This is a genomic window from Arthrobacter sp. OV608 (assembly GCA_900110595.1).
GTDB lineage: Bacteria > Actinomycetota > Actinomycetes > Actinomycetales > Micrococcaceae > Arthrobacter.
On record FOEZ01000003.1, the window covers coordinates 80966 to 104674 of the forward strand.

The 23709-nt window shown below is 64.0% G+C and carries 23 protein-coding genes; 20 read left to right on the forward strand and 3 right to left on the reverse strand.

The features are described from left to right. Window positions 1–8: 8 nt before the first annotated feature. The 3 genes from BMX78_RS05195 (at window position 9) to sucD (ending at window position 3022) form a co-directional block, all read left to right on the forward strand. Window positions 9–716 carry a hypothetical protein gene (locus tag BMX78_RS05195; RefSeq protein ID WP_091417274.1) on the forward strand — a complete coding sequence of 236 codons (708 nt, stop codon included), beginning with the start codon at window positions 9–11 and terminating at the stop codon, window positions 714–716. 222 nt (window positions 717–938) lie between these two features. Continuing rightward, entirely contained in the window at window positions 939–2108 is a 1170-nt protein-coding gene (gene sucC / locus BMX78_RS05200; RefSeq protein WP_050056227.1) for an ADP-forming succinate--CoA ligase subunit beta, read from the forward strand. Window positions 2109–2119: 11 nt separating this feature from the next. Next, window positions 2120–3022 carry a succinate--CoA ligase subunit alpha gene (gene sucD / locus BMX78_RS05205; RefSeq protein WP_091417276.1) on the forward strand — a complete coding sequence of 301 codons (903 nt, stop codon included), beginning with the start codon at window positions 2120–2122 and terminating at the stop codon, window positions 3020–3022. 163 nt (window positions 3023–3185) lie between these two features. Here sucD and BMX78_RS05210 read toward each other — a convergent pair whose 3' ends face one another. Together BMX78_RS05210 and BMX78_RS05215 are read right to left on the reverse strand one after the other, a co-directional pair. Continuing rightward, a complete protein-coding gene (locus BMX78_RS05210; protein WP_091417278.1) occupies window positions 3186–3668 on the reverse strand; it encodes an SRPBCC family protein in 483 nt (160 codons plus the stop codon). Next, entirely contained in the window at window positions 3665–4024 is a 360-nt protein-coding gene (locus BMX78_RS05215; RefSeq protein ID WP_091417280.1) for an ArsR/SmtB family transcription factor, read from the reverse strand. Before BMX78_RS05215 ends, BMX78_RS05210 begins: the two co-directional genes overlap by 4 nt. A gap of 152 nt (window positions 4025–4176) precedes the next feature. Between BMX78_RS05215 and BMX78_RS05220 the strand changes: the two genes are divergently transcribed. The 17 genes from BMX78_RS05220 to BMX78_RS05300 all read left to right on the forward strand — a co-directional run bounded on the left by BMX78_RS05220 (window position 4177) and on the right by BMX78_RS05300 (window position 23122). Beyond that, window positions 4177–4581, forward strand: a complete 405-nt coding sequence (locus BMX78_RS05220) for a tautomerase family protein (RefSeq protein WP_091417283.1) — start codon at window positions 4177–4179, stop codon at window positions 4579–4581. A 190-nt stretch (window positions 4582–4771) separates the two neighbouring features. Continuing rightward, window positions 4772–5806 (forward strand): 5-dehydro-2-deoxygluconokinase, encoded by a 1035-nt coding sequence (gene iolC / locus BMX78_RS05225; RefSeq protein ID WP_091417286.1) that lies wholly within the window; start codon window positions 4772–4774, stop codon window positions 5804–5806. Next, the gene (locus BMX78_RS05230; RefSeq protein WP_091417288.1) at window positions 5803–6741 is read left to right on the forward strand and encodes a Cgl0159 family (beta/alpha)8-fold protein; all 939 of its coding nucleotides are present in this window, start codon (window positions 5803–5805) and stop codon (window positions 6739–6741) included. Before iolC ends, BMX78_RS05230 begins: the two co-directional genes overlap by 4 nt. A gap of 29 nt (window positions 6742–6770) precedes the next feature. Further along, on the forward strand, window positions 6771–8720 hold the full coding sequence (iolD, locus tag BMX78_RS05235) for a 3D-(3,5/4)-trihydroxycyclohexane-1,2-dione acylhydrolase (decyclizing) (protein WP_091417291.1): 1950 nt from the start codon (window positions 6771–6773) through the stop codon (window positions 8718–8720). Between the two features lie 35 nt (window positions 8721–8755). Further along, window positions 8756–10270, forward strand: a complete 1515-nt coding sequence (locus tag BMX78_RS05240; protein WP_091417292.1) for a CoA-acylating methylmalonate-semialdehyde dehydrogenase — start codon at window positions 8756–8758, stop codon at window positions 10268–10270. Between the two features lie 67 nt (window positions 10271–10337). Beyond that, complete coding sequence (locus BMX78_RS05245) at window positions 10338–11249, forward strand: sugar phosphate isomerase/epimerase family protein (RefSeq protein WP_091417295.1); 912 nt, start codon at window positions 10338–10340, stop codon at window positions 11247–11249. Window positions 11250–11280: 31 nt separating this feature from the next. Next, window positions 11281–12294: a Gfo/Idh/MocA family protein gene (locus BMX78_RS05250; protein ID WP_091417298.1), complete on the forward strand. Its 1014-nt coding sequence runs from the start codon at window positions 11281–11283 to the stop codon at window positions 12292–12294. Window positions 12295–12399: 105 nt separating this feature from the next. Beyond that, window positions 12400–13275, forward strand: a complete 876-nt coding sequence (locus BMX78_RS05255) for a sugar phosphate isomerase/epimerase family protein (protein ID WP_091417300.1) — start codon at window positions 12400–12402, stop codon at window positions 13273–13275. Beyond that, window positions 13272–14687, forward strand: a complete 1416-nt coding sequence (locus BMX78_RS05260; protein ID WP_091417302.1) for a sugar porter family MFS transporter — start codon at window positions 13272–13274, stop codon at window positions 14685–14687. The genes BMX78_RS05255 and BMX78_RS05260 overlap by 4 nt, the downstream gene beginning before the upstream one ends. 295 nt (window positions 14688–14982) lie before the next feature. Next, the gene (locus BMX78_RS05265; RefSeq protein ID WP_170850696.1) at window positions 14983–15981 is read left to right on the forward strand and encodes a substrate-binding domain-containing protein; all 999 of its coding nucleotides are present in this window, start codon (window positions 14983–14985) and stop codon (window positions 15979–15981) included. Window positions 15982–16043: 62 nt separating this feature from the next. Beyond that, window positions 16044–17087 carry an ABC transporter permease gene (locus BMX78_RS05270; protein ID WP_091417307.1) on the forward strand — a complete coding sequence of 348 codons (1044 nt, stop codon included), beginning with the start codon at window positions 16044–16046 and terminating at the stop codon, window positions 17085–17087. A gap of 9 nt (window positions 17088–17096) precedes the next feature. Continuing rightward, a complete protein-coding gene (locus tag BMX78_RS05275; RefSeq protein ID WP_091417309.1) occupies window positions 17097–18032 on the forward strand; it encodes an ATP-binding cassette domain-containing protein in 936 nt (311 codons plus the stop codon). Window positions 18033–18131: 99 nt separating this feature from the next. Next, window positions 18132–19130: a Gfo/Idh/MocA family oxidoreductase gene (locus BMX78_RS05280; RefSeq protein WP_091417311.1), complete on the forward strand. Its 999-nt coding sequence runs from the start codon at window positions 18132–18134 to the stop codon at window positions 19128–19130. Window positions 19131–19147: 17 nt separating this feature from the next. After that, a complete protein-coding gene (locus BMX78_RS05285; protein WP_170850713.1) occupies window positions 19148–20170 on the forward strand; it encodes a Gfo/Idh/MocA family protein in 1023 nt (340 codons plus the stop codon). A gap of 38 nt (window positions 20171–20208) precedes the next feature. After that, entirely contained in the window at window positions 20209–21297 is a 1089-nt protein-coding gene (locus tag BMX78_RS05290; protein ID WP_091417316.1) for a Gfo/Idh/MocA family oxidoreductase, read from the forward strand. After that, a complete protein-coding gene (locus BMX78_RS05295) occupies window positions 21297–22082 on the forward strand; it encodes a TIM barrel protein (protein ID WP_091417318.1) in 786 nt (261 codons plus the stop codon). The genes BMX78_RS05290 and BMX78_RS05295 overlap by 1 nt, the downstream gene beginning before the upstream one ends. After that, a complete protein-coding gene (locus BMX78_RS05300) occupies window positions 22079–23122 on the forward strand; it encodes a Gfo/Idh/MocA family protein (protein ID WP_091417321.1) in 1044 nt (347 codons plus the stop codon). The genes BMX78_RS05295 and BMX78_RS05300 overlap by 4 nt, the downstream gene beginning before the upstream one ends. An 11-nt stretch (window positions 23123–23133) precedes the next feature. Here the strand turns inward: BMX78_RS05300 and BMX78_RS05305 are convergent, their stop codons facing one another. After that, complete coding sequence (locus BMX78_RS05305; protein ID WP_091417323.1) at window positions 23134–23583, reverse strand: MarR family winged helix-turn-helix transcriptional regulator; 450 nt, start codon at window positions 23581–23583, stop codon at window positions 23134–23136. Window positions 23584–23709: the final 126 nt, after the last annotated feature.

Here is a 23709-nt window from a genome sequence, read left to right on the forward strand (position 1 = left end):
AAAGCATAATGGGGCGCATGCGACGGACTGTTCTGGGGATCTTCGCCGCCCTCATCCTGGCGGCGGCCACGGCCTGCACCATCACCACGCAGGATCCCGGCTACGTCCCTCCGCCCCCGCTGCCGCCTTTGGAACAGCTGGAACAGACCCCTTTGGTGGATGCCAAAGGCTTCTCCAACGGTGAAGGGGTTGTCTCCTTCATCACTGCAGACCGTACTGTTGCCTGTTCCCTGACCGCCGCCAGGGGAGAGCATGTGAATCTGCCCTACGAGCAAAACAACTTCAGTGATTCGGCCAACAACAAACTGGCGACGGTGCCCGTGGCACACTGCGAACTTGCCAGGTACCCCAAGCCAAAGGCCGAGGACGCCAAGGACGACTGTGCGGGAACCAACCTGGGCTATCTGGGCGGCGTTGCCCTGCTCACGCCGGACAGCGCGCGGTACGGCGAATGCCGTTCCGGCGTCACACAAATGGAGGCATCGTACGGACCCGGGGGAAGCAAGACCGGCGACATAAGCGAACTGCAGGTGCTGGGGGAGGGGCAGAACCTCGAAGGGAACGGGCTGCGCTGTTCGGCTTACAACGGCGGGGTGGCGTGCGGAAACGTCTCCGCCGGCGTCGGATTCTTTGTTTCCCCGGACCATTACGAACTGATTTACAAGCCGGACGAGACTGCCTCCACGGTCCCTCAGGAGCCCTCAAAAACCCCGTAATTCCGCGGTTTTTCTACGCCCCATAGAATAGTGTCCTTACTCACATAAGCGGTACTCTGGGACGGGCCGGTCCCTCCAAAGGACTAGAGTTCCCAGTGGAGCATCACGCCGCGTGGCTCGTTTCCAACAGGCCGCCGGTGCGTGCAATTCCGCAGCCCGGTCATCGTCTTCGATGGTGTCCGACTGTACAGAAACTACTTCGACGTAGAAGGACACTAAACCGTGGACCTGTTTGAATACCAGGCGCGCGATATGTTCGAGGCGCACGGTGTACCCGTGCTTGCCGGCATCGTGGCGCACACCCCAGAAGAAGCAAAGGCAGCTGCCGAGAAGATCGGCGGCGTAACTGTCGTCAAAGCCCAGGTCAAGGTTGGCGGCCGCGGCAAGGCCGGCGGCGTCAAGGTCGCAAAGTCCGCTGACGAGGCACTTGAGCACGCCACCAACATCCTGGGCATGGACATCAAGGGCCACACCGTCAACAAGGTGATGATCGCCCAGGGTGCTGACATCGCCGAGGAATACTACTTCTCCGTCCTGCTGGACCGGGCCAACCGCAACTACCTGGCCATGTGCTCGGTTGAAGGCGGCATGGAAATCGAACAGCTCGCCGTCGAACGCCCCGAAGCGCTGGCCAAGATCGCCATCGACCCCGCCGTGGGCATCGACCAGGCCAAGGCAGACGAAATCGTCGCCGCCGCAGGCTTCGCTGAGGAACTCCGCGGCAAAGTAGCCGACGTGATCCTCAAGCTCTGGGACGTCTTCAAGAAGGAAGACGCCACCCTCGTGGAGGTCAACCCCCTCGTCAAGACCGGCGCCGGCGAGATCGTGGCACTGGACGGCAAGGTCTCCCTCGACGAGAACGCCGACTTCCGCCACGCCAAGCACGCCCTCCTTGAGGACAAGGACGCAGCTGACCCCCTTGAGGCCAAGGCAAAGGCGCAGGACCTCAACTACGTCAAGCTGGACGGCGAAGTAGGCATCATCGGCAACGGTGCAGGCCTGGTTATGTCCACCCTCGACGTCGTTGCCTACGCCGGCGAAAACCACGGCAACGTCAAGCCCGCAAACTTCCTGGACATCGGCGGCGGAGCCTCCGCCGAGGTCATGGCTGCAGGCCTGGACGTCATCCTCGGCGACGAGCAGGTCAAGTCCGTGTTCGTGAACGTCTTCGGCGGCATCACTGCCTGTGACGCGGTTGCCAAGGGCATCGTCGGTGCGCTCGCCGAGCTCGGCCACACTGCCAACAAGCCGCTGGTGGTCCGCCTCGACGGCAACAACGTCGAAGAAGGCCGCCGCATCCTGAACGAGGCCAACCACCCGCTGGTTACCCTGGCCGCCACCATGGACGAGGGCGCCGACAAGGCCGCCGAGCTCGCCAACGCAGCGAAGTAAAGGGACGCACCATGTCTATCTATCTGAACAAGGACTCCAAGGTCATCGTCCAGGGCATCACCGGCGGCGAAGGCACCAAGCACACCGCCCTGATGCTGAAGGCCGGCACTAACATCGTGGGCGGCGTCAACGCCCGCAAGGCCGGCACCACCGTCCTGCACGGCGACAACGAAATCAACGTCTACGGCACCGTCAAGGAAGCCATCGCCGAAACCGGCGCTGACGTATCCATCGTCTTCGTACCCCCGGCATTCACCAAGAACGCTGTTGTGGAAGCCATCGAAGCCGGCATCGGCCTCGTTGTGGTCATCACCGAAGGCGTGCCGGTCCAGGACTCCGCCGAATTCTGGGCCCTGGCCCAGTCCAAGCTGGACGCCGACGGCAACCAGGTTACCCGCATCATCGGCCCGAACTGCCCCGGCATCATCACCCCGGGCGAAGCCCTGGTGGGCATCACCCCGGCCAACATCACTGGCAAGGGCCCCATCGGCCTGGTCTCCAAGTCAGGCACCCTGACCTACCAGATGATGTACGAACTGCGCGACCTGGGCTTCTCCACCGCCATCGGCATCGGCGGCGACCCCGTCATCGGCACCACCCACATCGACGCCCTCGCCGCGTTCGAGGCTGACCCCGAGACCAAGGCGATCGTGATGATCGGCGAAATCGGAGGCGACGCCGAAGAGCGCGCAGCCGACTTCATCAAGGCCAACGTCACCAAGCCGGTTGTCGGCTACGTGGCAGGCTTCACCGCTCCCGAAGGCAAGACCATGGGCCACGCCGGCGCCATCGTCTCCGGTTCCGCCGGTACCGCACAGGCCAAGAAGGAAGCCCTCGAGGCTGCAGGCGTGAAGGTTGGCAAGACGCCGTCCGAGACCGCCAAGCTGCTGCGCGAAGTCTACGCAGCCCTCTAGAAGTTCCGTTTAGAACAACGCGGGATCACTTAACGCCCGTTCCACACAGTGGGATGGGCGGGAAGTGACCCCGCGTTGCTGCTTAACGAGTTAGTTGTTGAAGTACGACGACGGCAGGTCACCTTTCCATGAAAGGCGACCTGCCGTCGTCGTACTTTTTTGTTTAGACCTTGGCGCCACTGAGCAGCTCTTCCAGCCGCTCGTAGCCTTCGCTCATGCCGCCCTCCATTCCGGACTGCGCCATGCCGTCGCGTGCCTCCTGGCTGGGGTAGACGGAGTGGCCCCGCAGCCGGGTCCGGCCGTTGCCGAGGTCCTCGAACGTCATGAATTCCAGGCTGACCACGTCCGGGTACCCGCCGAACTCAAAGGTCTGGATGGCGAACTCGTTTTCGCGGACGGTGTGGAAGATGCCCTTGAACTCGTAGGGCACGCCCTCGGGCCCGGTGTGCAGGTAGCTGTAGCTGCCGCCGGTGCGGAAATCGTAGTGGTCGATGTCCATTTTGTAGCCCCGGGGGCCCAGCCACTGGACGATCAGGTCCGGTTCCTTGTGGGCGCGGAACACGTCCGCGACCGGGAAATCAAACTCGCGCTCGTAATCGATGAAGGGGACGCCCTCAGGAACGCTGAGTTTCAGGGAATTGCTCATGATGACTCCTTGGGTTTGTCGCTGCTGGCCGCAGCTTTTGATCTAAGTACGGCGTCGAGGCTGCGGAACTGCCCTTCGCGGACCAGCCTGTACTGGTCGATCCAGGCGGTGAGGGCCTCAAGCGGTGCCGGGTTCAGGTGGACGGGCCGGCGCTGCGCATCCCTGGTCCGGGTCACCAGTTCCGCCTGCTCGAGTACCTGGATATGTTTCGAGACCGCCTGTTTGGAGATCGCGAACGGTTCAGCCAATTCATTAACAGTGGCCGGGCCCCGGCTGAGCCGGGCGATGATGCTCCGCCGCACGGGGTCGGCCAGGGCCATAAAGGCCGAGTCCAGTGCCGCGCTCTCGGAGATCATGACGGGCCTCTCTTAGTCAATCTTCTTGTTTATCAATCTTTCGGTTGTTTAACCGTACTCCTGGCAGGTCGACGCTTCAAGACCCGTAGGCCTTGTCTTCAACTCGCAAGCTTTGTTAGTATGTCAGGACAAATTATTGAAGGAGAAGGTTGATGCCCCTCGTCCGTATTGATGTCAATGAAGGCCGTTCCGCCGAGGACCTGCAGCGGCTTAGCCGCGGGATCCACGATGCGATCCTTGCTGAGTACGGCATTCCGGAACGCGACTACTTCCACATCCTTACCGAGCACCCGCAGGGGCAAATTTTCGCCCAGGACGCTGGGCTGGGCTTTGAACGGACCGGGGGAGTAGTGATGATCCAGATTTTTACCCAGGGTGGGCGTTCACAGGAGGCGAAGCAGCGCCTCTTTGCCGCTGTTGCCGACAAGCTCGCCGGGGTGGGGGTGGCTGGTGAGGATGTGTTCATCGGTTACGTAGAAAACAGCGCCGGCGACTGGTCGTTCGGATTCGGCCGTGCGCAGTACGTCACCGGCGAGCTATCGGTCCCCAAAAAGTAGCTCCTGCACCCCTTCCTGTGGCAAGGCGGCGAGGGGAAAGCAATGTTGTAAGTATGTCAGTACAAACCTTTGACAGGACATGCGATCTAGGGCAAAGTAGTGCCTGTGGCCCACACCACGGCCTGCCAGTCCAGGAAATCCTGTCGCTTCAAAGGATCCGAGTTCCACACCAGAAAGGTCCACGATCACCGTGACCCACGAGCTTCTTACGATCGGGCGCATCAGCGTTGATATCTACCCGAACGACATCGGGGTTGGCCTGGAGGATGTCAATTCCTTCGGCAAGTACCTGGGCGGTTCGCCGTCGAATGTTGCCGTTGCCGCCGCCCGCCACGGGCGCCGCACCGGCGTCATTACCCGTACCGGCGATGACCCGTTCGGTGAATACCTGCACCGTGAGCTGCGCAAGTTCAACGTCGATGACACCTATGTCACACCGGTCAAGGACTGGCCCACAGCGGTGACCTTCTGCGCGATCAAGCCGGCGACGGACGAATTCCCGCTGTACTTCTACGGCCGCTTCCCCACTGCACCTGACCTGCAGATCAAGACCGGGGAACTGGACTTGGACGCCATCCGCGAATCCGGCATCTTCTGGTCCACCGTGACCGGGCTGTGCCAGGAGCCCAGCCGCAGCGCCCACATCGCCGCCCACGAGGCCCGCCCCCGCACCGGCCTGGCCGAGGGGCAGTTCACCATCCTGGACCTCGACTACCGGCCCATGTTCTGGGCTTCGGAAGGGGAGGCCCGTGCCGAGGTCGCCAGGATCCTGCCGCATGTCACCGTTGCTATCGGCAATGACAAGGAATGCGCCGTGGCAGTAGGTGAAGGCACTCCTGATGAGCAGGCAGACCGGCTCCTGGCAGCCGGTGTGGAGATCGCCGTCGTCAAGCTCGGCCCTGAAGGCGTGATGGCGAAGACCCGTTCCGAGCGTGTGGTTTCCGCCCCTGTCCCCGTGGAGACCCTCAACGGCCTCGGTGCCGGTGACTCCTTCGGCGGCGCCTTCTGCCATGGGCTGCTCTCCGGTTGGCCGCTGGCCCAGGTCCTGGACTACGCCAACGCCGCGGGTGCCATCGTTGCCTCCCGTCTCTCGTGCGCCGACGCGATGCCGACGCCGGATGAGGTCACCTCGCTGCTGGCCGAACGCGGCCGGCCGGTTCACGGCTCAGGTGCTGCTGGTTCCGAGGCAAATGCCCAGTTCGCCGCCGAAGGAGCAGCACTGTGACACTCACCCCGATCGCCGCCAATCAGGCGCTCAATGACGATCCGCGCCGCTACGAGCACCTCAGTACCATCCGGCTCGAAGACCCGGAAGCCGTGGCCCGCGCCGCGAAGTCCCGCCGCCGCCACCCCGGCCTCAAGGCGGGCCGGCAAAACTTCATCGTCGCCGCCGACCACCCCGCCCGCGGTGCCCTCGCCGTCGGCAGCGACCCGGTGGCAATGGCCGACCGGCGGCAGTTGCTGGACCGGTTGCAGATCGCGCTCGCCAACCCCGCCGTCGACGGAGTCCTGGCGTCCCCGGATATCATGGACGACCTTCTGCTGCTGGGTGCACTTGACGGCAAACTCGTGTTTGGTTCGATGAACCGCGGCGGCCTGTCCGGGCTGGTCAACGAGTTCGACGACCGTTTTACCGGCCACACCGCCGCAGCTCTTGAGGCCCTGCGTGCGGACGGCGGCAAAATGCTCACCCGCATCTGCCTGGGCGATCCGGACACCGTCGCCACCCTGGAGGCGACCGCGAAGGCCATTGATTCACTGGCGGAGCGGAAGCTGATCGCGATGGTGGAACCATTCCTGTCCGTCCGCGAAAACGGAAAGGTCCGCAACGACCTGTCTACCAACGCGGTGATCAAGTCCATCGCCATCGCCGAGGGCCTGGGCTCCACCAGTGCCTACACCTGGATGAAGCTTCCCGTGGTGGCCGACATGGAACGCGTCATGGCTGCTACCACCATGCCCACCGTTCTGCTGGGCGGGGACCCGGACGGCAGCCAGGACGAAATCTTCGCCACCTGGCAGTCCGCACTGGCGCTGCCCGGCGTCCAGGGCCTCACCGTGGGCCGCACCCTGCTCTACCCTGCCGACGGGGACGTCGCAGGCGCCGTCGCCAGCGCCGCCTCGCTCCTGCACCACACCACCGAAATCCCGGAGAACTAGCAATGGGCACAGCAACAGGAACGCGCAGAATGACGGTGGCACAGGCCGTCGTCGAGTACCTTTCCGGGCAGTACACCGTGGACTCGGTCAACGGTGTTGATTACCGCGAGCGGCTCATTCCCGGCACGTTCGGTATTTTTGGACACGGCAACGTTGCAGGCGTTGGCCAGGCGTTGAAGCAGTACCAGCAGCTGGATCCGGCCATCATGCCGTACTATCAGGGCCGGAACGAGCAGGCCCAGGTCCACCAGGCCGTGGGATACGCCCGGCACACCCGCCGCCGGCAGACCTACGCGGTCAGCACCTCGATCGGCCCGGGCTCATCGAACCTGCTGACCGGTGCCGCGCTTGCCACCACCAACCGGCTTCCGGTGCTGCTGCTGCCCTCCGACACGTTCGCCACCCGCGCTGCGGACCCGGTGCTCCAGCAACTGGAACAGCCCTACGCCTATGACATCACCGTCAACGACGCGTTCCGGCCGCTGTCCAAATTCTTCGACCGGGTCAACCGGCCCGAGCAGCTGTTCTCGGCATTCCACCACGGCCTGCGCGTCCTGACGGACCCGGCCGAGACCGGTGCCGTCACCATCTCGCTGCCGCAGGACGTCCAGGCCGAGGCGTTCGACGTTCCCGAGGAATTCCTGGTCGAACGGGAGTGGCGGATCCGCCGCCCGGACGCGGACGACGACGACATAGCCCGCGCCGCCGCTGCCATCCGTGCCGCGAAGCGGCCGCTGATCATTGCCGGCGGCGGCGTCCTGTACGCCTACGCCAACGACGAACTGGCGAAGTTCGTGGAACTGACCGGCATCCCGGTGGGGAACACCCAGGCCGGCGTCGGCGTCCTGCCCTGGGACCACAAGTTCTCCCTCGGAGCCATCGGCTCCACCGGCACGACGGCGGCTAACGCCATCGCAGCCGAGGCGGACCTGATCATCGGCATCGGCACCCGGTACGAGGACTTCACCACCGCGTCGCGGACCGCGTTCCAGAACCCGGACGTGAAGTTCATCAATATCAACGTGGCTGCGATCGATGCGTACAAACACGGCACCACGCTCCCGATCGTGGCCGACGCCCGCAAGGCACTGGTGAAGCTCAACGCAGCGCTGGGCGGCTACCGTGTGGGTGCCGACCTGGAGCAGAAAATCGCTTCCGAGAAGGAGCGCTGGGACGCCACCGTGGATGCCGCTTTCGATACCCGCTACACGCCCCTGCCGGCACAGAACGAGATCATCGGCGCCACCAACCGGGCCATGGACGCCCGCGACGTGGTGATCTGCGCGGCCGGGTCCCTGCCCGGTGACCTGCACAAGATGTGGCGGGTCCGGGATCCGTTCGGCTACCACGTCGAATATGCCTACTCCTGCATGGGTTACGAAATCCCCGGGGGCCTGGGCGTCAAGCGCGCAGCCCTCGCCGAAGCGGCAAGTACGACGGCGGCAGGCACGCCGGTCGCGGAGGTGCGGGACGTCGTCGTGATGGTAGGGGACGGCTCCTACCTGATGATGCACACCGAACTGGTCACCGCCGTCGCCGAACGCATCAAGCTGATTGTGGTCCTGATCCAGAACCATGGCTACGCCTCCATTGGTTCGCTCTCCGAGATGCTCGGCTCGCAGCGTTTCGGCACCCAGTACCGGGCCCTGAACGAGGAACAGCACAGCTTCGACGACGGCGAGACCCTCCCCGTTGACCTTGCCCTGAACGCCGAGTCGCTGGGTGTAAAGGTGATCCGGATCGAACCGGGCGAGAAGGTCATCGCCGAACTCGAACAGGCCGTCCGCGACGCGAAGGCTGCTCCGGAAGGAACGGGGCCGATCCTGATCCACGTCGAGTCCGATCCGCTCCTGGACGCACCGTCCTCCGAGTCCTGGTGGGACGTCCCCGTCTCCCAGGTCTCCGAACTGGAATCCACCCGACAGGCTTTCCAGACGTACACCGACCACAAGAACCGCCAGCGCAAACTGCTTGGCTGACACCCCCTCCTGACCCACTCAAGGAAGAGTCCTTCATGACTGCCACGACCACTGAGACCACCGTCATCAACCACTTCATCAACGGCGCCGAAACCGCAGGCGAGGGTGTCCGCACCACCCCGGTCTACAACCCGGCCACCGGTGCTGTGTCCGCCACCCTGCGCCTGGCAAACCGTGCCGACCTGGAGGCCACTGTCGCGGCCGCCCGCAAGGCCGCCGACTCCTGGGGGGACATCTCCCTGGCGAAGCGCACCGCGGTCCTGTTCAAGTTCCGGGAACTCGTCGCCGCCCACGTCGAGGAGCTGGCGCAGCTGGTCACCGCCGAGCACGGCAAGGTCATCTCCGACGCCAAGGGCGAGATCGGCCGCGGCCTGGAAGTCATCGAATATGCCTGCGGCATCCCCACCCTGCTCAAGGGTGACTACTCCGACCAGGTCTCCACCGGCATCGACGTGTTCAACTTCCGCGAACCCCTCGGCGTGGTCGCCGGTATCACGCCGTTCAACTTCCCCGTGATGGTGCCGCTGTGGATGGCTCCGATGGCCATCGCCACCGGCAACGCCTTCATCCTCAAGCCCTCCGAACGCGACCCGTCCGCCTCACTCCTGCTGGCCAGGCTCTGGAAGCAGGCCGGCCTGCCCGACGGCGTGTTCCAGGTCCTGCATGGCGACAAGGAAACCGTCGACGGCCTGCTGACCCACCCGGATGTGGATGGCATCTCCTTCGTCGGTTCCACTCCGATCGCCCAGTACGTCCACGAAACTGCCACCAGGCACGGCAAGCGCGTCCAGGCCCTGGGCGGGGCAAAGAACCACGCCATCGTGATGCCCGACGCGGACCTGGACAACGCAGCCGACCACCTGGCCGCTGCCGCTTTCGGCTCCGCCGGCGAACGCTGCATGGCCATCTCAGTCGCTGTCGCCGTCGGGGACGCCGCCGACCTCATTGTCAAGAAGGTCGAAGAACGAGCCCTCGCGGTGAAGGTCAAGAACGGCACCGCCCCCGACGCCGAAATGGGCCCGGTCATCACCCCCGCCTCCAAGGAACGCATCGTCAGGATCGTCACCGAAGCCGAAGCCGCCGGGGCAGCGATGGTAGTGGACGGCCGCGACCTGGTGGTTCCTGGCCACGAAGACGGCTTCTGGGTTGGCCCCACCGTCATCGACCACGTCAAGACCGAAATGACCGCCTACACCGAGGAAATCTTCGGGCCGGTCCTCGTGGTGGTCCGCGTCGACACCCTCGAAGACGGCATTAAGCTCATCAACGCCAACCCCTATGGCAACGGCACCGCCATCTTCACGTCCTCCGGCGCGGCCGCCCGGAAGTTCCAGCGCTCCGTCACTGTGGGCATGATCGGCATCAACGTGCCCCTGCCCGTCCCGGTGGCCTACCACTCCTTCGGCGGCTGGAAGGCGTCCCTCTTCGGCGACAAGCACATCTACGGTCCCGAAGGCGTAAGCTTCTACACCCGCGGCAAGGTCATCACGTCCCGCTGGCCCGAAACCCACCACGCCTCCGGCGCGTCGTACAACTTCCCCTCCAACTAGCCCGTTACCCGTTTCAACGGGCTCAACCGCCGCTGGTAGAGCCTGTCGAAACCCACAAGGAGTGACAATGACTGAGAACAAGCTGATCATCGGCACTGCCCCGGACTCCTGGGGCGTCTGGTTCCCGGATGACCCCAAGCAGACCCCCTGGGAACGCTTCCTGGACGAAGTGGCCGAGTCCGGCTACAAGTGGATTGAACTGGGCCCATACGGTTACCTCCCCACGGATCCCACCCGCCTGGCTGAAGAGCTCAAGGCCCGCGATCTGCAGATCTCGGCCGGGACCGTGTTCACCGCCTTCCACCGCGGCCTGGACCAGTGGGAAACGGCCTGGGAGCCAGCCCGCAAGGTTGCCGAACTGACGGCCGCGATGGGCGGCGAGCACATCGTGGTCATTCCGGCCATGTGGCGCGACGACGTTACCGGCGAAGCCGTGGAAAGCGGCACGCTCAGCGACAAGGCCTGGAGCGACCTGTTCACCGGACACAACCGGCTGGGCAAAACCCTGCTGGAGGACTTCGGCCTGAAGCAGCAGTTCCACTCCCACGCCGACTCCCACGTGGGCGCGCAGGAGGACATTGAAACGCTGCTCGGCGCAACGGACCCGCAATACCTGAACCTGTGCCTGGACACCGGCCACGCTGAATACTGCGGCGCCTCAAGCCTGGAACTGATCAAGAACTACCCGGACCGGATCGGATACCTGCACCTGAAGCAGATCAACCCGGAGATTCTGAAAAAGGTCAACGAGGAAAACATGACCTGGGCTGCCGCCAACCTGGCCGGCGTGATGACCGAACCGCCGAACGGGCTGCCGGACCTTCGCGCGGTTATCGAGGCCGTGGAAGCACTGAACCGCCCCATCTTCGGCATTGTGGAGCAGGACATGTATCCCATCGCCTTCGACGTGCCCATGCCCATCGCCAAGCGCACGCGCAACTACTTGCTGTCCTGCGGTTCCCGCACCGCCGTCAGCTAACCCCGCCACAGACACCAAAAGGACGAAAACAATGACTGAAACCCTCCGCGTCGCCGTCATCGGCGCAGGCCGCATGGGTGCCGACCACATCCAGCGCCTCCACAAGCGCATTCACGGAGCTGAAGTTGCCGCCGTCGTAGACGTTGACCTGGCCCGTGCGCAAGCTGCCATCGAAGGCATCCCGGGTGCCGTGGCCCTGGCCGATGCTGACGAGGCCCTGAACAACGGCGACGTCAACGCGGTCCTGATTGCCACGCCCGGCTTCCTGCACGAGGACATCCTGCTCAAGGCGATCGCCAAAGACATCCCGATCCTTTGCGAAAAGCCCCTGACCCCCGATGCCGAATCCTCCTGGAAGATTGTCCAGGCTGAGGTTGAGCTGGGCCACAAGCGCATCCAGGTCGGGTTCATGCGCCGCTTCGACGCCGAATACGCGTCGCTGGGCAAGATCATCCGTGACCACGAACTGGGCGAACTGCTGATGCTGCACCACCAGCACCGCAACCCGAGCACGCCTGAGGGCTTCACGAATGAGATGCTCATCAACGACTCCGTGGTCCACGAGTTCGACGCCATCCGCTTCTTCACCGGCGAGGAAATCACTTCCGTGCAGGTCCGGTTGGGCAAGGCCACGAAGAACGCGCCCTCCGGCCAGCACGACCCCCAGCACGTCCTGCTCGAGACCGAGTCCGGCGTCCTGGCCGACGTGGAAATCTACGTCAACGCCAAATTCGGCTACGAGGTGGCCACCCAGGCCTCCTTCGAAGAGGGCATCATCAGCATCGGCGGCGACAAGGGACCCTACACCCGCAGCGCCGGCCGTTGGGGCGGCAACGTCACTCCCGGCTTCGAGGAGCGCTTCGGCGCCGCCTACGACGTCGAGATCCAGTCCTGGGTGGACGCGGCACTGAAGGGCGAAATCGGCGGGCCCTCCGCCTGGGACGGATACGCCACGGCAGCCTGCTGCGAAGCCGGCGTCGAAGCCCAGAAGAACGGCGAAAAGGTGACGGTCAAGCTCTCGGCAAAGCCCGACCTCTACAGATAGCCCCTAGGAGCTTTTTGTCCGGATAGGCAGACTTCCAGGCCCTTTAGCCCTGCATACATGGACAAGAACTCCCACCCTTGACTGATCCACAATGGAGTGTTTTTCGTGAAAATCGCACTTGACCCCACACCGTTCCACCACTCGCACAGCCTGCTCGAGTTCCCCAAGGTGGTTGCGGACCTCGGATACAAGTACATGCAGATGACCCCGCACGCGGACCTCATCCCCTTCTACAACCACCCCAAAGCGGACGACGACCTGGTGGGCCAGTTGAACAAGGCCTGCCGGGATGCGGGGATCGAAATCGCATCCGTCCTGCCGGTCCTGCGCTGGTCCGGGCCGGACGAGGACGCCCGCGAGGCCGCAGTCCGTTACTGGAAGCGTGCCATCCAGATCACGGTGGACCTGGGCGTCAGCACCATGAACACTGAGTTCAGCGGACGCCCGGAAAAAGCGGAGGAGTCCGAGCGCGCCTTCTACCGTTCCATGGAGGAACTGCTGCCCATCATTGAACGCGAGGGCATCGACCTCCTCATAGACCCCCACCCTGACGACTTTGTCGAGGAAGGCCTCGCCGCCATCCGAGTGATCCGGGGGCTCAACTCAAAGAACGTGGGAATGGTCTACGTGGCATCGCACAGCTTCCACATGAAGAACTCCCCGTTGGACATCATGCGGGCAGCGGGGGACAAGCTGCGCCTGGTCCACGTGGCGGACACCATGAACCACCACGCCTCGCACGGATTGCGCTACATCACCAACCCGCCGGGCAACCCCGTCCGCGTCCACCAGCACCTGAAAATCGGCGACGGCGATGTGAACTGGGACGAGTTCTTCGGCGGCCTGAAGGAGATCGGCTTCCTGGACCGGGACAACACTGTGATGGTGTCCAGCGTCTTCGCCGAGGATGAAAATGCCGAGGACGTTTCGCGGTACCAGCTGGACGCCATGAAGCAGTACGTGCAGAAGGTCAGCCTATGAGTGGCCCTGCTCCGGCCTCCATCCAGACGGGGCAGCCCGCGAACCACAAACGGGCACTGCGCACTGTAACCATCGTCTCCACCTTCGGCGGGTTGCTCTTCGGTTACGACACCGGCGTGATCAACGGTGCGCTGCCGTACATGCAGGAAGACCTGGGGCTCACGCCGCTGACCGAAGGCCTGGTCACTTCTTCCCTGCTGTTCGGCGCCGCTTTCGGCGCCCTGTTCGGGGGACGCCTGGCGGACCGGAACGGGCGCCGGAAGATGATCATGGTCCTGGCGGTCATCTTCCTCGTCGGCACCCTGGCATGTACTTTCGCGCCAAGCACCGAAGTGATGATCGCGGCCCGCTTCGTGCTGGGCCTGGCGGTGGGCGGCGCGTCCGTGACCGTCCCCGTGTACCTGGCCGAGGTCTCGCCCAGCGCGCGGCGCGGACGGATCGTCACGCAAAACGAACTGATGATCGTCACCGGGCAGCTGCTGGCCTTCATCTTCAACGCCTACCTTGGCAACACCTTTGGCGAAGCCGGCGGCATCTGGCGCTGGATGCTGGTGATCGCCACCCTCCCCGCCATCGCGCTGTGGATCGGGATGAACTTTATGCCCGAGAGCCCCCGCTGGCTCGCCTCGATGGGCAGTTTCGGCGAAACGCTCAGCGTCCTGCAACGCATCCGTTCCCAGGCTGATGCCCGGGCGGAATTCGAAGAAGTCAAGGCCATGGCCGTGGAGGACTACAAGTCGAAGATGGGTTCCTGGAAGGACCTGGGCATCCCGTGGCTCCGAAGGATTTTCGTGGTGGGCCTGGGCCTGGCAGTGATCCAACAGATCACCGGCGTGAACTCCATCATGTACTACGGCACCCAGATCCTGTCCCAGTCCGGCTTTGGCCGGGAGGCGGCCCTGACCGCCAACATTGCCAACGGAGTGATCTCGGTGCTCGCCACGTTTGTGGGCATCTGGCTGCTGGGCAAGGTGGGGCGCCGCAGGATGCTGATCACCGGACAGGTGGGCACGACGTCGGCCCTGCTGCTGATTGGGCTCTTCTCGCTGATCCTGCCGGAAGGTTCCGTCCGCGGTTTCGTTATCCTGTCGCTGACCGTCACGTTCCTGGCGTTCCAGCAGGGTGCCATTTCGCCGGTCACCTGGCTGATGCTCTCCGAGATCTTTCCCTTGAAGATCCGCGGCCTGGGCATGGGCGCCTCCGCCTTCCTGCTTTGGATCGTCAACTTCCTGATTGGGTTCGGCTTCCCGCAGCTCCTGGCCGCCATCGGCATCTCCAATACGTTCTTCGTGTTTGCGGTGCTGGGGGTGGGCGCCATCGCGTTTGCCGCGAAATACGTGCCGGAAACCAAGGACAAGAGCCTCGAAGACCTGGAGCACTACTTTAAGAACGCGGCAGCCGGGAAAGCATAGCCTGCCCGTGGGACCAGCCGGTTGGCCCCACTTCGGTCAGCGCTAATTGAGGGCCAATGCCCCGTTGAGATTGTCTCAACGGGGCATTTCCTGTGTCCGGGGCATAGCCGAAGCACCTCGTTCCCCCGATCTGCGGGCCGCGAGGCGCAGGACTGAAACTTGCTTACGTAAGAACATGCTAATGACAGGACAAAGTATTGACTTTTGTGAGTGGGGTCACCATGATCTAGGAGAAGGCATTCGGCAGTGCGTAACGAAACGCGCGGAACAGCCCGAAAATCAAAGGAGATTTATCGTGAAGAAGTTTTCCTGGCGGAAGGCGGCGCTCGTAGCAGCCGTTGTCCCCATGATGGCCTTGAGCGCCTGCTCCAGCACAGGCGGCAAGACCGAGCAGGGCGGTACTTCCGGCGGGGGGCAGGTTGCAACCACTGCGCGGATGAAGATTGCGCTTGTCACCCACGCGGCTCCGGGCGACACCTTCTGGGACATCCTGCGCAAGGGTGCCGAGGAAGCAGCAGCAAAAGACAATGTGGAGCTGCTCTACACCTCCGACCCGGAAGGCGGACGCCAGTCGCAGCTGATCCAGCAAGCCATTGACCAGAAGGTTGACGGGATTGCGGTGACCCTCGCCAAGCCGGATGCCCTCAAGGACGTGCTGAAGAAGGCGACGGAAGCGGGAATCCCCGTGGTGAGCCTCAACTCCGGCGCCGACGTCTGGCAGGGCCTGGGTGCGTTCACCCACTTCGGTTCAGACGAGAACCTTGCGGGTGCGGCCGTAGGCGAGAAGCTGACGTCCATGGGCGTAAAACGACCCATCTGCGTCATCATGGAGCAGGGAAACGTTGCCCTTGACTCCCGCTGTGCAGGCGTCAAGTCCAAGATTCCCGCCACGGAGAACCTCTTCGTGCAGGGAACAGACATGACGCAGGTTTCCTCGACCGTCACCGCCAAGCTGCAGGCTACGCCCGAAGCCGACGCCATCATCGGGCTGGGGGCACCGTTCACCCTGACCATCAACAAAGCGGTGCAGTCCCTGAACCTGCAGGACAAGGTCAAAGTGGCCTCATTCGACATGAATGGTGAACTGGCCCAGGCAATTATCGACGGCAAGGTGGCCTTCACCGTGGACCAGCAGCCGTGGCTGCAGGGCTATGGTGCAATCGATGCCCTCTGGCAGGCCAAGCGCGCAGGCATCCACGTCGGTGGCGGGCAGCCCGTGCTGACCGGCCCCTCGATCGTCGACAAGACTGCCGCTCCCGATGTCCTCAAGTTCGCCCAGGAAGGCGTCCGCTAAGGACGCCGCTGCAGGTTCCGGGGCCCCGGCCCCGGAACCTGCACCAAGCAGGAGAAACCCACATGACTCAAGTAGCGGTACAACTCAAGCCGGTGGACGAACGAATCGCCCGGCAGAACCCCTTCCAGAAACTTCTCGGCAGGCCCGAGGTAGGTGCCCTGGTGGGCGCCATTGTCCTCTTTATCTTCTTCGCGTCCGTATCCCAGACGTTTATCCAGCCGGCCTCCTTCGCCACCGTCCTGTACGGCAGCTCGACCATCGGAATCATGGCCGTAGGGGTGTCGCTGCTGATGATCGGCGGCGAGTTCGATCTCTCCACCGGTGTTGCCGTCATCAGTTCGGCACTGACTGCCTCCATGTTCAGCTGGTACTTCAGCATGAACGTGTGGGTAGGCGTGGTGCTTGCCCTGCTCGTATCGCTCGGCATCGGATTCATCAACGGCTGGATCCTGATGAAGACCAAATTGCCCAGCTTCATCGTCACGCTGGCGACCTTCCTGATGCTGACAGGCCTGAACCTGGGCCTGACCCGCATGATCGGCGGCGGTGTCTCTTCGCCGTCAATTTCGAACATGGACGGGTACAAGTCGGCCCAGGCAGTCTTTTCCTCCTCCGTCACCATCGGCGGTGTGGCGGTAAACAACACCGTCTTCATCTGGATCGCCCTGGTGGCCCTGGCCTCGTGGGTCCTGCTGCGGACCAAGGTGGGCAACTGGATCTTCGCCGTGGGCGGTGACGCCAATGCGGCCCGCGCTGTGGGCGTTCCCGTCAAGGCAACCAAGATCGGACTCTTTATGGCCGTCGGCTTCTGCGGCTGGGTGCTGGGCATGCACAACCTGTTCGCTTTCGACGCGGTCCAGTCCGGCGAAGGCGTGGGCAATGAATTCCTCTACATCATCGCCGCCGTCATCGGAGGATGCCTCCTGACGGGCGGCTACGGATCGGCCGTTGGCGGAGCAATTGGTGCCTTCATTTTCGGTATGGCCAACAAGGGCATTGTGTACGCACAGTGGAACCCGGACTGGTTCAAGTTCTTCCTTGGCCTCATGCTGCTGCTGGCCACCATCGTCAACCTCATCGTCAAGCGCCGTGCGGAACTGAAGTAAGGGCCGGAAATGAACAGCGAAGCGATCGACCAACAAACCCTGCTCAAGAATGAAAAGGACCCGCTGACCCACACCCCTGTGCACCTGCTCTCCCTCGAAGGGGTGGGCAAGCACTACGGAAACATCGTGGCGCTGCGGGATGTCACCATGGCAGTGGACAACGGACGCGTCACCTGCGTCCTCGGGGACAACGGGGCAGGCAAGTCCACCCTGATCAAGATCATCGCCGGCCTCCACCAGCACGACGAAGGCACGCTGAACATCATGGGCGAGGAACGGAAATTCAATTCCCCCCGCGATGCACTCGACGCCGGAATCGCCACCGTTTACCAGGACCTGGCCGTGGTCCCGTTGATGCCCATCTGGCGGAACTTCTTCCTCGGTTCTGAGCTCACCAGCGGCTTTGGTCCCTTCAAGAGCATGGATGTCCAGAAGATGAAGGACATCACCAAAAAAGAACTCGCCGAAATGGGGATCGACCTTCGGGACGTGGAACAGCCCATCGGCCAGCTCTCGGGCGGCGAACGCCAATGCGTCGCCATCGCAAGGGCCGTGTACTTCGGCGCCAAGGTCCTCATTCTGGACGAGCCGACGGCGGCCCTCGGCGTCAAGCAGTCAGGTGTGGTGTTGCGTTACATCCTGCAGGCCAGGGACCGCGGACTCGGGGTCATCTTCATCACCCACAACCCGCACCACGCGTTCCCTGTCGGGGACCGGTTCCTCCTGCTCAAGCGCGGCAAGTCCATCGGCTACTACGACAAAAAGGACATTTCCCTGGACGAGCTCACGGCCCAGATGGCCGGCGGTGCCGAGCTGGCAGAACTGGCCCATGAACTGGAGCAGCTCGGCGGACACAGCGATGTGATCAAGGAGGTTCAGGCCGAGGTGGCCGATGTTGCCTACAGCGCAGAAACGCCAGGGAACAGCAGCCCGCGGCACGTGTAGCAGGGCGGTGCAGCAGGACCGGGACTGACCCGCCCGAAAGACGGGCCGGCCCGGCCGCCTGCCGCGGCGAAACAAACGAACAGCAGACGGGAAGACAGCATGCCGATCCGGGTTGGCGTTATCGGCGCCGGTGTTATGGGCGCAGACCATATCAAAAACCTCTCCACCACTATCAGCGGGGCTGAAGTCACCTTCGTGGCAGACCTCGACGGCGGCCGCGCCGCTGCGGCAGCGCCACCATCGGCCCGCACCACCACGGACCCTTCCGAACTGATCAACTCCAGCGAGGTTGACGCCGTCGTTGTTGCCTCGCACGACTCCACCCACGCCGGCCTGGTGCTGGAGTGCTTCGAAGCCATGACGCCGGTGCTGTGCGAAAAGCCGCTGGCACCTACCCTGCTTGAAAGCCGTGAGGTGGTGGCAGCCGACGCCGACATCGTCGCGGCAACCGGGGCATCGCTGCTGTCGCTGGGCTTCATGCGGCGCTTTGACCCTGGCTATGCCGCCCTCCGGGGTGCAGTCCAGGACCGCATCCAGGGCGAGCCGCTGATGATCCATTGCACCAGCCGTAATGCCACCGCAGGCCCGGGGTCAACCGCGGAATCCGCCGTCACCAACTCTGCCATCCACGAACTGGACATCATTCCGTGGTTGCTCGGCTCGCCCATTACAGAAGTCTCCTGGCAGGCAGGGAGGACCACGCGCCACGCTGGAGGCGGACTGCAGGACCCCGCGTTTATGCTGCTCCGCACCGCCGACGGTACCTTGGCCACGCTGGAACTGTTCCTGAACGCACAGTACGGCTACACGACCCGCTGCGAAGTTGTTTCCGAACGCGGGGTCACCGGGCTAAGGGACCCTGCCCTCTTAGGCATGGAAGAGGACGGAACCCGGCGCACCGCCGTGCCCGCGGACTGGCGCCCCCGCTTTGCGGATGCCTACAGGCTGCAGCTGCAGGCCTGGGTCACGGCACTCCGCCATGGCGACCAGCCACCGCTCGCCGCTGCGATGGACGGTCTGCACGCCTCGCTGGTGGCACACGCGATGATCCAATCGATGCACAGCGATGGTGCCTTCACCAAGGTCAACTACTCGTGAGCAGCCTGACACTGCCGATGTCCAGCATCCCTGATTCACGCGATGCCCCCGTGCTGCGCTGGGGAATCCTGGGGCCCGGCTGGATCGCGCAGCGCTTCACTGAATCCGTCCAAGCCCACACCGGCCAGGTGATCGCCGCCGTCGGGTCCCGTTCATTCGATCGTTCCAAGGCGTTCGCCGAGTCCTTCGGCATCCCCGCAGCCTTCGGCAGCTATGAGGAACTGGTGGCCGATCCGGGCATCGATATCGTCTACGTGTGTACGCCCCACACCGCCCACCACGCGGCGGCGGTCCTGGCCATCGGCGCCGGCAAGCATGTGCTGATCGAGAAGCCCCTCGCGCTCAACGCGGAGCAGGCGCGCGACATTGCCAGGCGCGCTGAAACTGCGGGAGTTTTCGCCGCCGAGGCCATGTGGAGCTTCTTCCTGCCAAAGTTCGATGTGATCCGGCAGGTCCTGGATGCCGGAACCCTGGGCACGATTACCACGGTGCTTGCGGAATACGGCGAACACTTTGAACCCGCCCACCGCATCTTCGATCCGGCCCTGGCTGGTGGCCCATTACTGGACCTGGGCACGTACCCGCTTGCCCTGGTCACTGAGGTCCTGGGCAGGCCCCAACGGCTGCACGCAATGGGCCAGCCCCACCCCTCCGGTGTCAACGCCCAGCTTTCCGCGGTGATGCAGTTCGAGGGCGGTGCCCAGGCCGTGGTGAACACCCATCTCCACAACTTCACACCCACCTGCGCAGTGATCGCCGGCTCCGAGGCGACGTTGAGCGTGGACGGTCCCTTCAATATGCCGGGAGGCTTCGAGCTTCGGTTCCCCCATGGGGAACGGCTGCGGTATGAGGAACCGCCGGGTGGCCATTTCGAAGGCCTGCATTATGAAGCGGCTGCTGTGGCCCGCTCCATCGCGGCTGGAGAGACAGAAAGCCCTCAGCGCCTGCTCGCTTCCTCCATCCAGACCCTGGAAGTAGCCGACGACATCAGACGTCAGCTTTCCATCGAGTTTCCAGGCGAAGGCAACCAGCCCGCCTGAATCCAATTTTATTTCCGACTCTTGAAAGGACATGCCACATGGCCTACATCACCCAAGATCCAACACCAGATCCCGCACCGGTGCGGATTGGTCTCATCGGCTCCGGCTGGATGGGAGCCTTCCATGCTGAGAGCATCGCCCGGCGGGTCCCCGGCGCATCCCTGGCGGCCATCGCAGACCCCAACGTGGAATCCGCCAAGACCCTGGCTGGGAAACTGGGTGCCGCGAAAGTGACGGCCAGCGCTGAGGATATCCTCGCGGACCCGGAAATCGACGCCGTGATCATCGCCAGCCCGGCCCGCTTCCATGCGTCGCTGGTCGCCCAGGCCGCGGCCGCCGGGAAGCACGTCTTCTGTGAGAAGCCGGCCGCGCAGGGGCTGGAGGAACTCGGCGCCGCGCTCACCGCCGCAGAGCAAGCGGGCGTGCACTTCCAGGTCGGCTTCAACCGCCGGTACGCCGAAGACTTCCAGGCGGCCAAGAGGGACCTGTCCGCCGGTGTTGCCGGAACGCCGCAGCTCCTGCGCTCGCTGACGCGCGATCCCGGGACGGGAAGCATCCCCAACGCCGCCAAGGTGCCGGCTTGGACCATCTTCCTGGAAACCCTCATCCATGACTTCGACACCCTCAACTGGTTCAATGAGGGGGCCGAGCCCGTCGAGGTGTACGCCGTGGCGGATGCGCTGGTGGAGCCTTCCCTGCGCGAACAGGGATTTCTGGATACAGCGGTAGTGACCATCAGGTACAGCAACGGTGCCATCGCGGTGGCGGAAGCGAACTTCAGCGCCCTGTACGGGTACGACGTCCGCGGCGAAGTCTTCGGTTCCAAAGGTATGGTGCAGGCCGGCCGTTCCACGGAAACTGCGGCCCTCAGGTACACGGCGGAGGGGCTCGCCGCGGACACCCCGCGGCTCAATGTCGAGCTGTTCAGCCAGGCCTACACGGACGAACTCGCCGACTTTGCCGCGGCCGTGCGGGCAAAGCGCGACGGCGGCCCCCCGCCGTCGTCCGCTTTCACCTTGACTCCCGTGGGCGCCGACGCCCGACGCGCCCTGGCGGTGGCCCTGGCCTGCATCGAATCGGCCAAAAGCGGCGCTCCTGTAGCGGTAGCAGAGAGGGCAGGCGTCTGATGCGGCTTGCCGTCTGCGCGGAGATGGTCTTTACGGACCTTCCGTTTGTGGAACGGGTACGCCGGATTAACGAGGCGGGATTCGACGTGGAACTGTGGGATGCCCGGGACAAGGACATCCAGGCGCTGAAGGCAACGGGAGCCGTTTTCTCATCCATGACTGGTTATTCGTCCGGCAGCCTCGTGGACCCGAATACGGCCGATGACGTGGTCCGGACGGCTGAAGCGCTGATCCCCACAGCACTGGAACTGGGCGTGAGCCGGATGGTGGTGCACCCCGCGGAACTGGTGCAGGGCCAAGCCGCACGACCCGTCTACCGTTCCTCAGGCCGCATGTGGGCGACAGGCGCGCGGACCCTGGAAAAGCTCGGGAGGTTGGGCGAAAAGCATGGCGTGACATTCTGCCTGGAGAACCTGAACACCGTCCTGGACCACCCCGGCATCCCTTTGGCCCGGGCCAAGGACACGCTCATGCTCGTGGAAGCGGCAGGCCATCCGAACGCCAAACTGATGCTGGATCTCTACCATGCACAGCTGGGGGAGGGGAACCTTATTGAACTTGTGAGGGCGGCCCTGCCGTACATCGGTGAAATCCAGGTGGCCGACGTTCCTGGACGCTGCGAGCCGGGTACAGGGGAAATCAACTACGCAGCTGTTGCACGGGCCCTTGCTGACGCCGGATATGAGGGCACAGTGGGCCTGGAGGCGTGGGCCAAGGACGACAGCAATGCAGCCCTCGAGGCCTTCCGCACCGCCTTTACCGTCTATGCAGGGGAAAAACGATGAAAGATGTAACGCTTGGCCTGGTGGGCGTCGGCAGGATCGGCGTGATGCACGCCAATAATATTGCGGCCCTCAATGATGTGTTGAACCCGAAGAACATCAACGTCCGGCTCCGGCTCACGGATGTGGCCGAAGAGCATGCCCGGAACGTGGCCGCCGGCCTCGGTGCCGGGTACCAGCCGTCCGTTGACGCGCTTCTGGCCTCCGGAATCGACGGCCTGGTGGTAGCCACGGGGACTGCCACTCATCCGGAGTTGATCAGGGCGGGGGTGGACGCGGGCATCCCGGTCTTCTGCGAAAAGCCCGTGGCCTTGAACGTTGCAGACGCCCTGCCCGTCCTGGACTACATCAGGGACAAGAACGGCGTGGTCCAGATAGGCCACCAGCGCCGATTTGATGCCGGGTACCTGGAAGCCAGGAGGGCTTACCAGGCCGGCGAGTTGGGATGGATCCACTCCCTGCGTGCGGTCACCTGCGACATGGCCCCGCCGCCCGTGGAATTCCTGGCAACCTCCGGCGGGCTCTTCCGCGATTGCTCGGTCCACGACTTTGACATCCTGCGCTGGCTGACCGGCCGTGAAATCGTGGAAGTCTATGCCAGGGGATCCAACAACGGGGATCCGGCGATCGGCGCTGCGGGGGATGTGGACACCGCGCTGGCGCTGGTGACGTTCGACGACGGCACGGTCGGAACAGTCTCGGCGACGCGGTACAACGGGGCCGGCCACGATGTGCGGCTGGAAATCCAGGGTTCCTTCCGGTCGCTCATGGTGGGCCTTGACGATAAGACCGCCATGGCATCGGCGGAGCCGGCAGTCGTTTTTCCCTCGGGTCAGGCGCACAGGACGTTTGCTGAGCGTTTCGACCAGGCATACCGTTCCGAGATGGCCGCTTTTGTTGAGCTTGTCCTTGGCCAGCGGGATAACCCGTGCACGCCCGAGGACGCCGTGGCCGCGTCCCGGGTGGCCGACGCCGCGCAGGAGTCCCTGGCCAGCGGCCTTCCGGTTCGGGTGGCAGGAGCTGTGGCCAGCCCGGCGTCTTAGGCCACAGCAGGTCAGGACACTGCGTGCAGCCTGGGGAGCGCGTCCACCAGGGGAGCCAGTTCCGGAATGTCGCGCGCCTCTCCCAAGGCACGTTCGAGGGTGGCGTTGTGCACCGGCCTGGCTTCCGCCAGGAGGCTGAGGCCGGCGGGTGTCAGTTCGGTGTAGATGCCGCGGCGGTCATCGGCGCACAGGATCCTGGTCAGGAGGCCGCGGTCCTCCAGCCGGTTCACCAGGCGCGTGGTGGCGCTGGGGCTCAGTGCCGAAGCGCGGGCGAGCTGCTGCATCCGCATGTGCCACCCGTCCTGGCGGCTGAGGGCATCCAGGACGGTGTACTCCACCACGGACAGCTTTGATTCCGCCTGGAGCGCGCGCTCCAGCTCGGTTTCGATCAGCCCGTGGAGGGCGGCCAAAGTGCGCCAGCCTTGCGCGCGGACCTCAACGGCGTCGTCCTTGATGCCCATACATTGCTCCTTAAGGGGGACAGCCGGGCGGCCGTGGGGTACGGCAGCCAACCTGCCCGAGAGTGCACACGAGATAGTTGCTTGCGCGGGATATTTGCATGTGCAACAATAAATACCGCGTCTGCA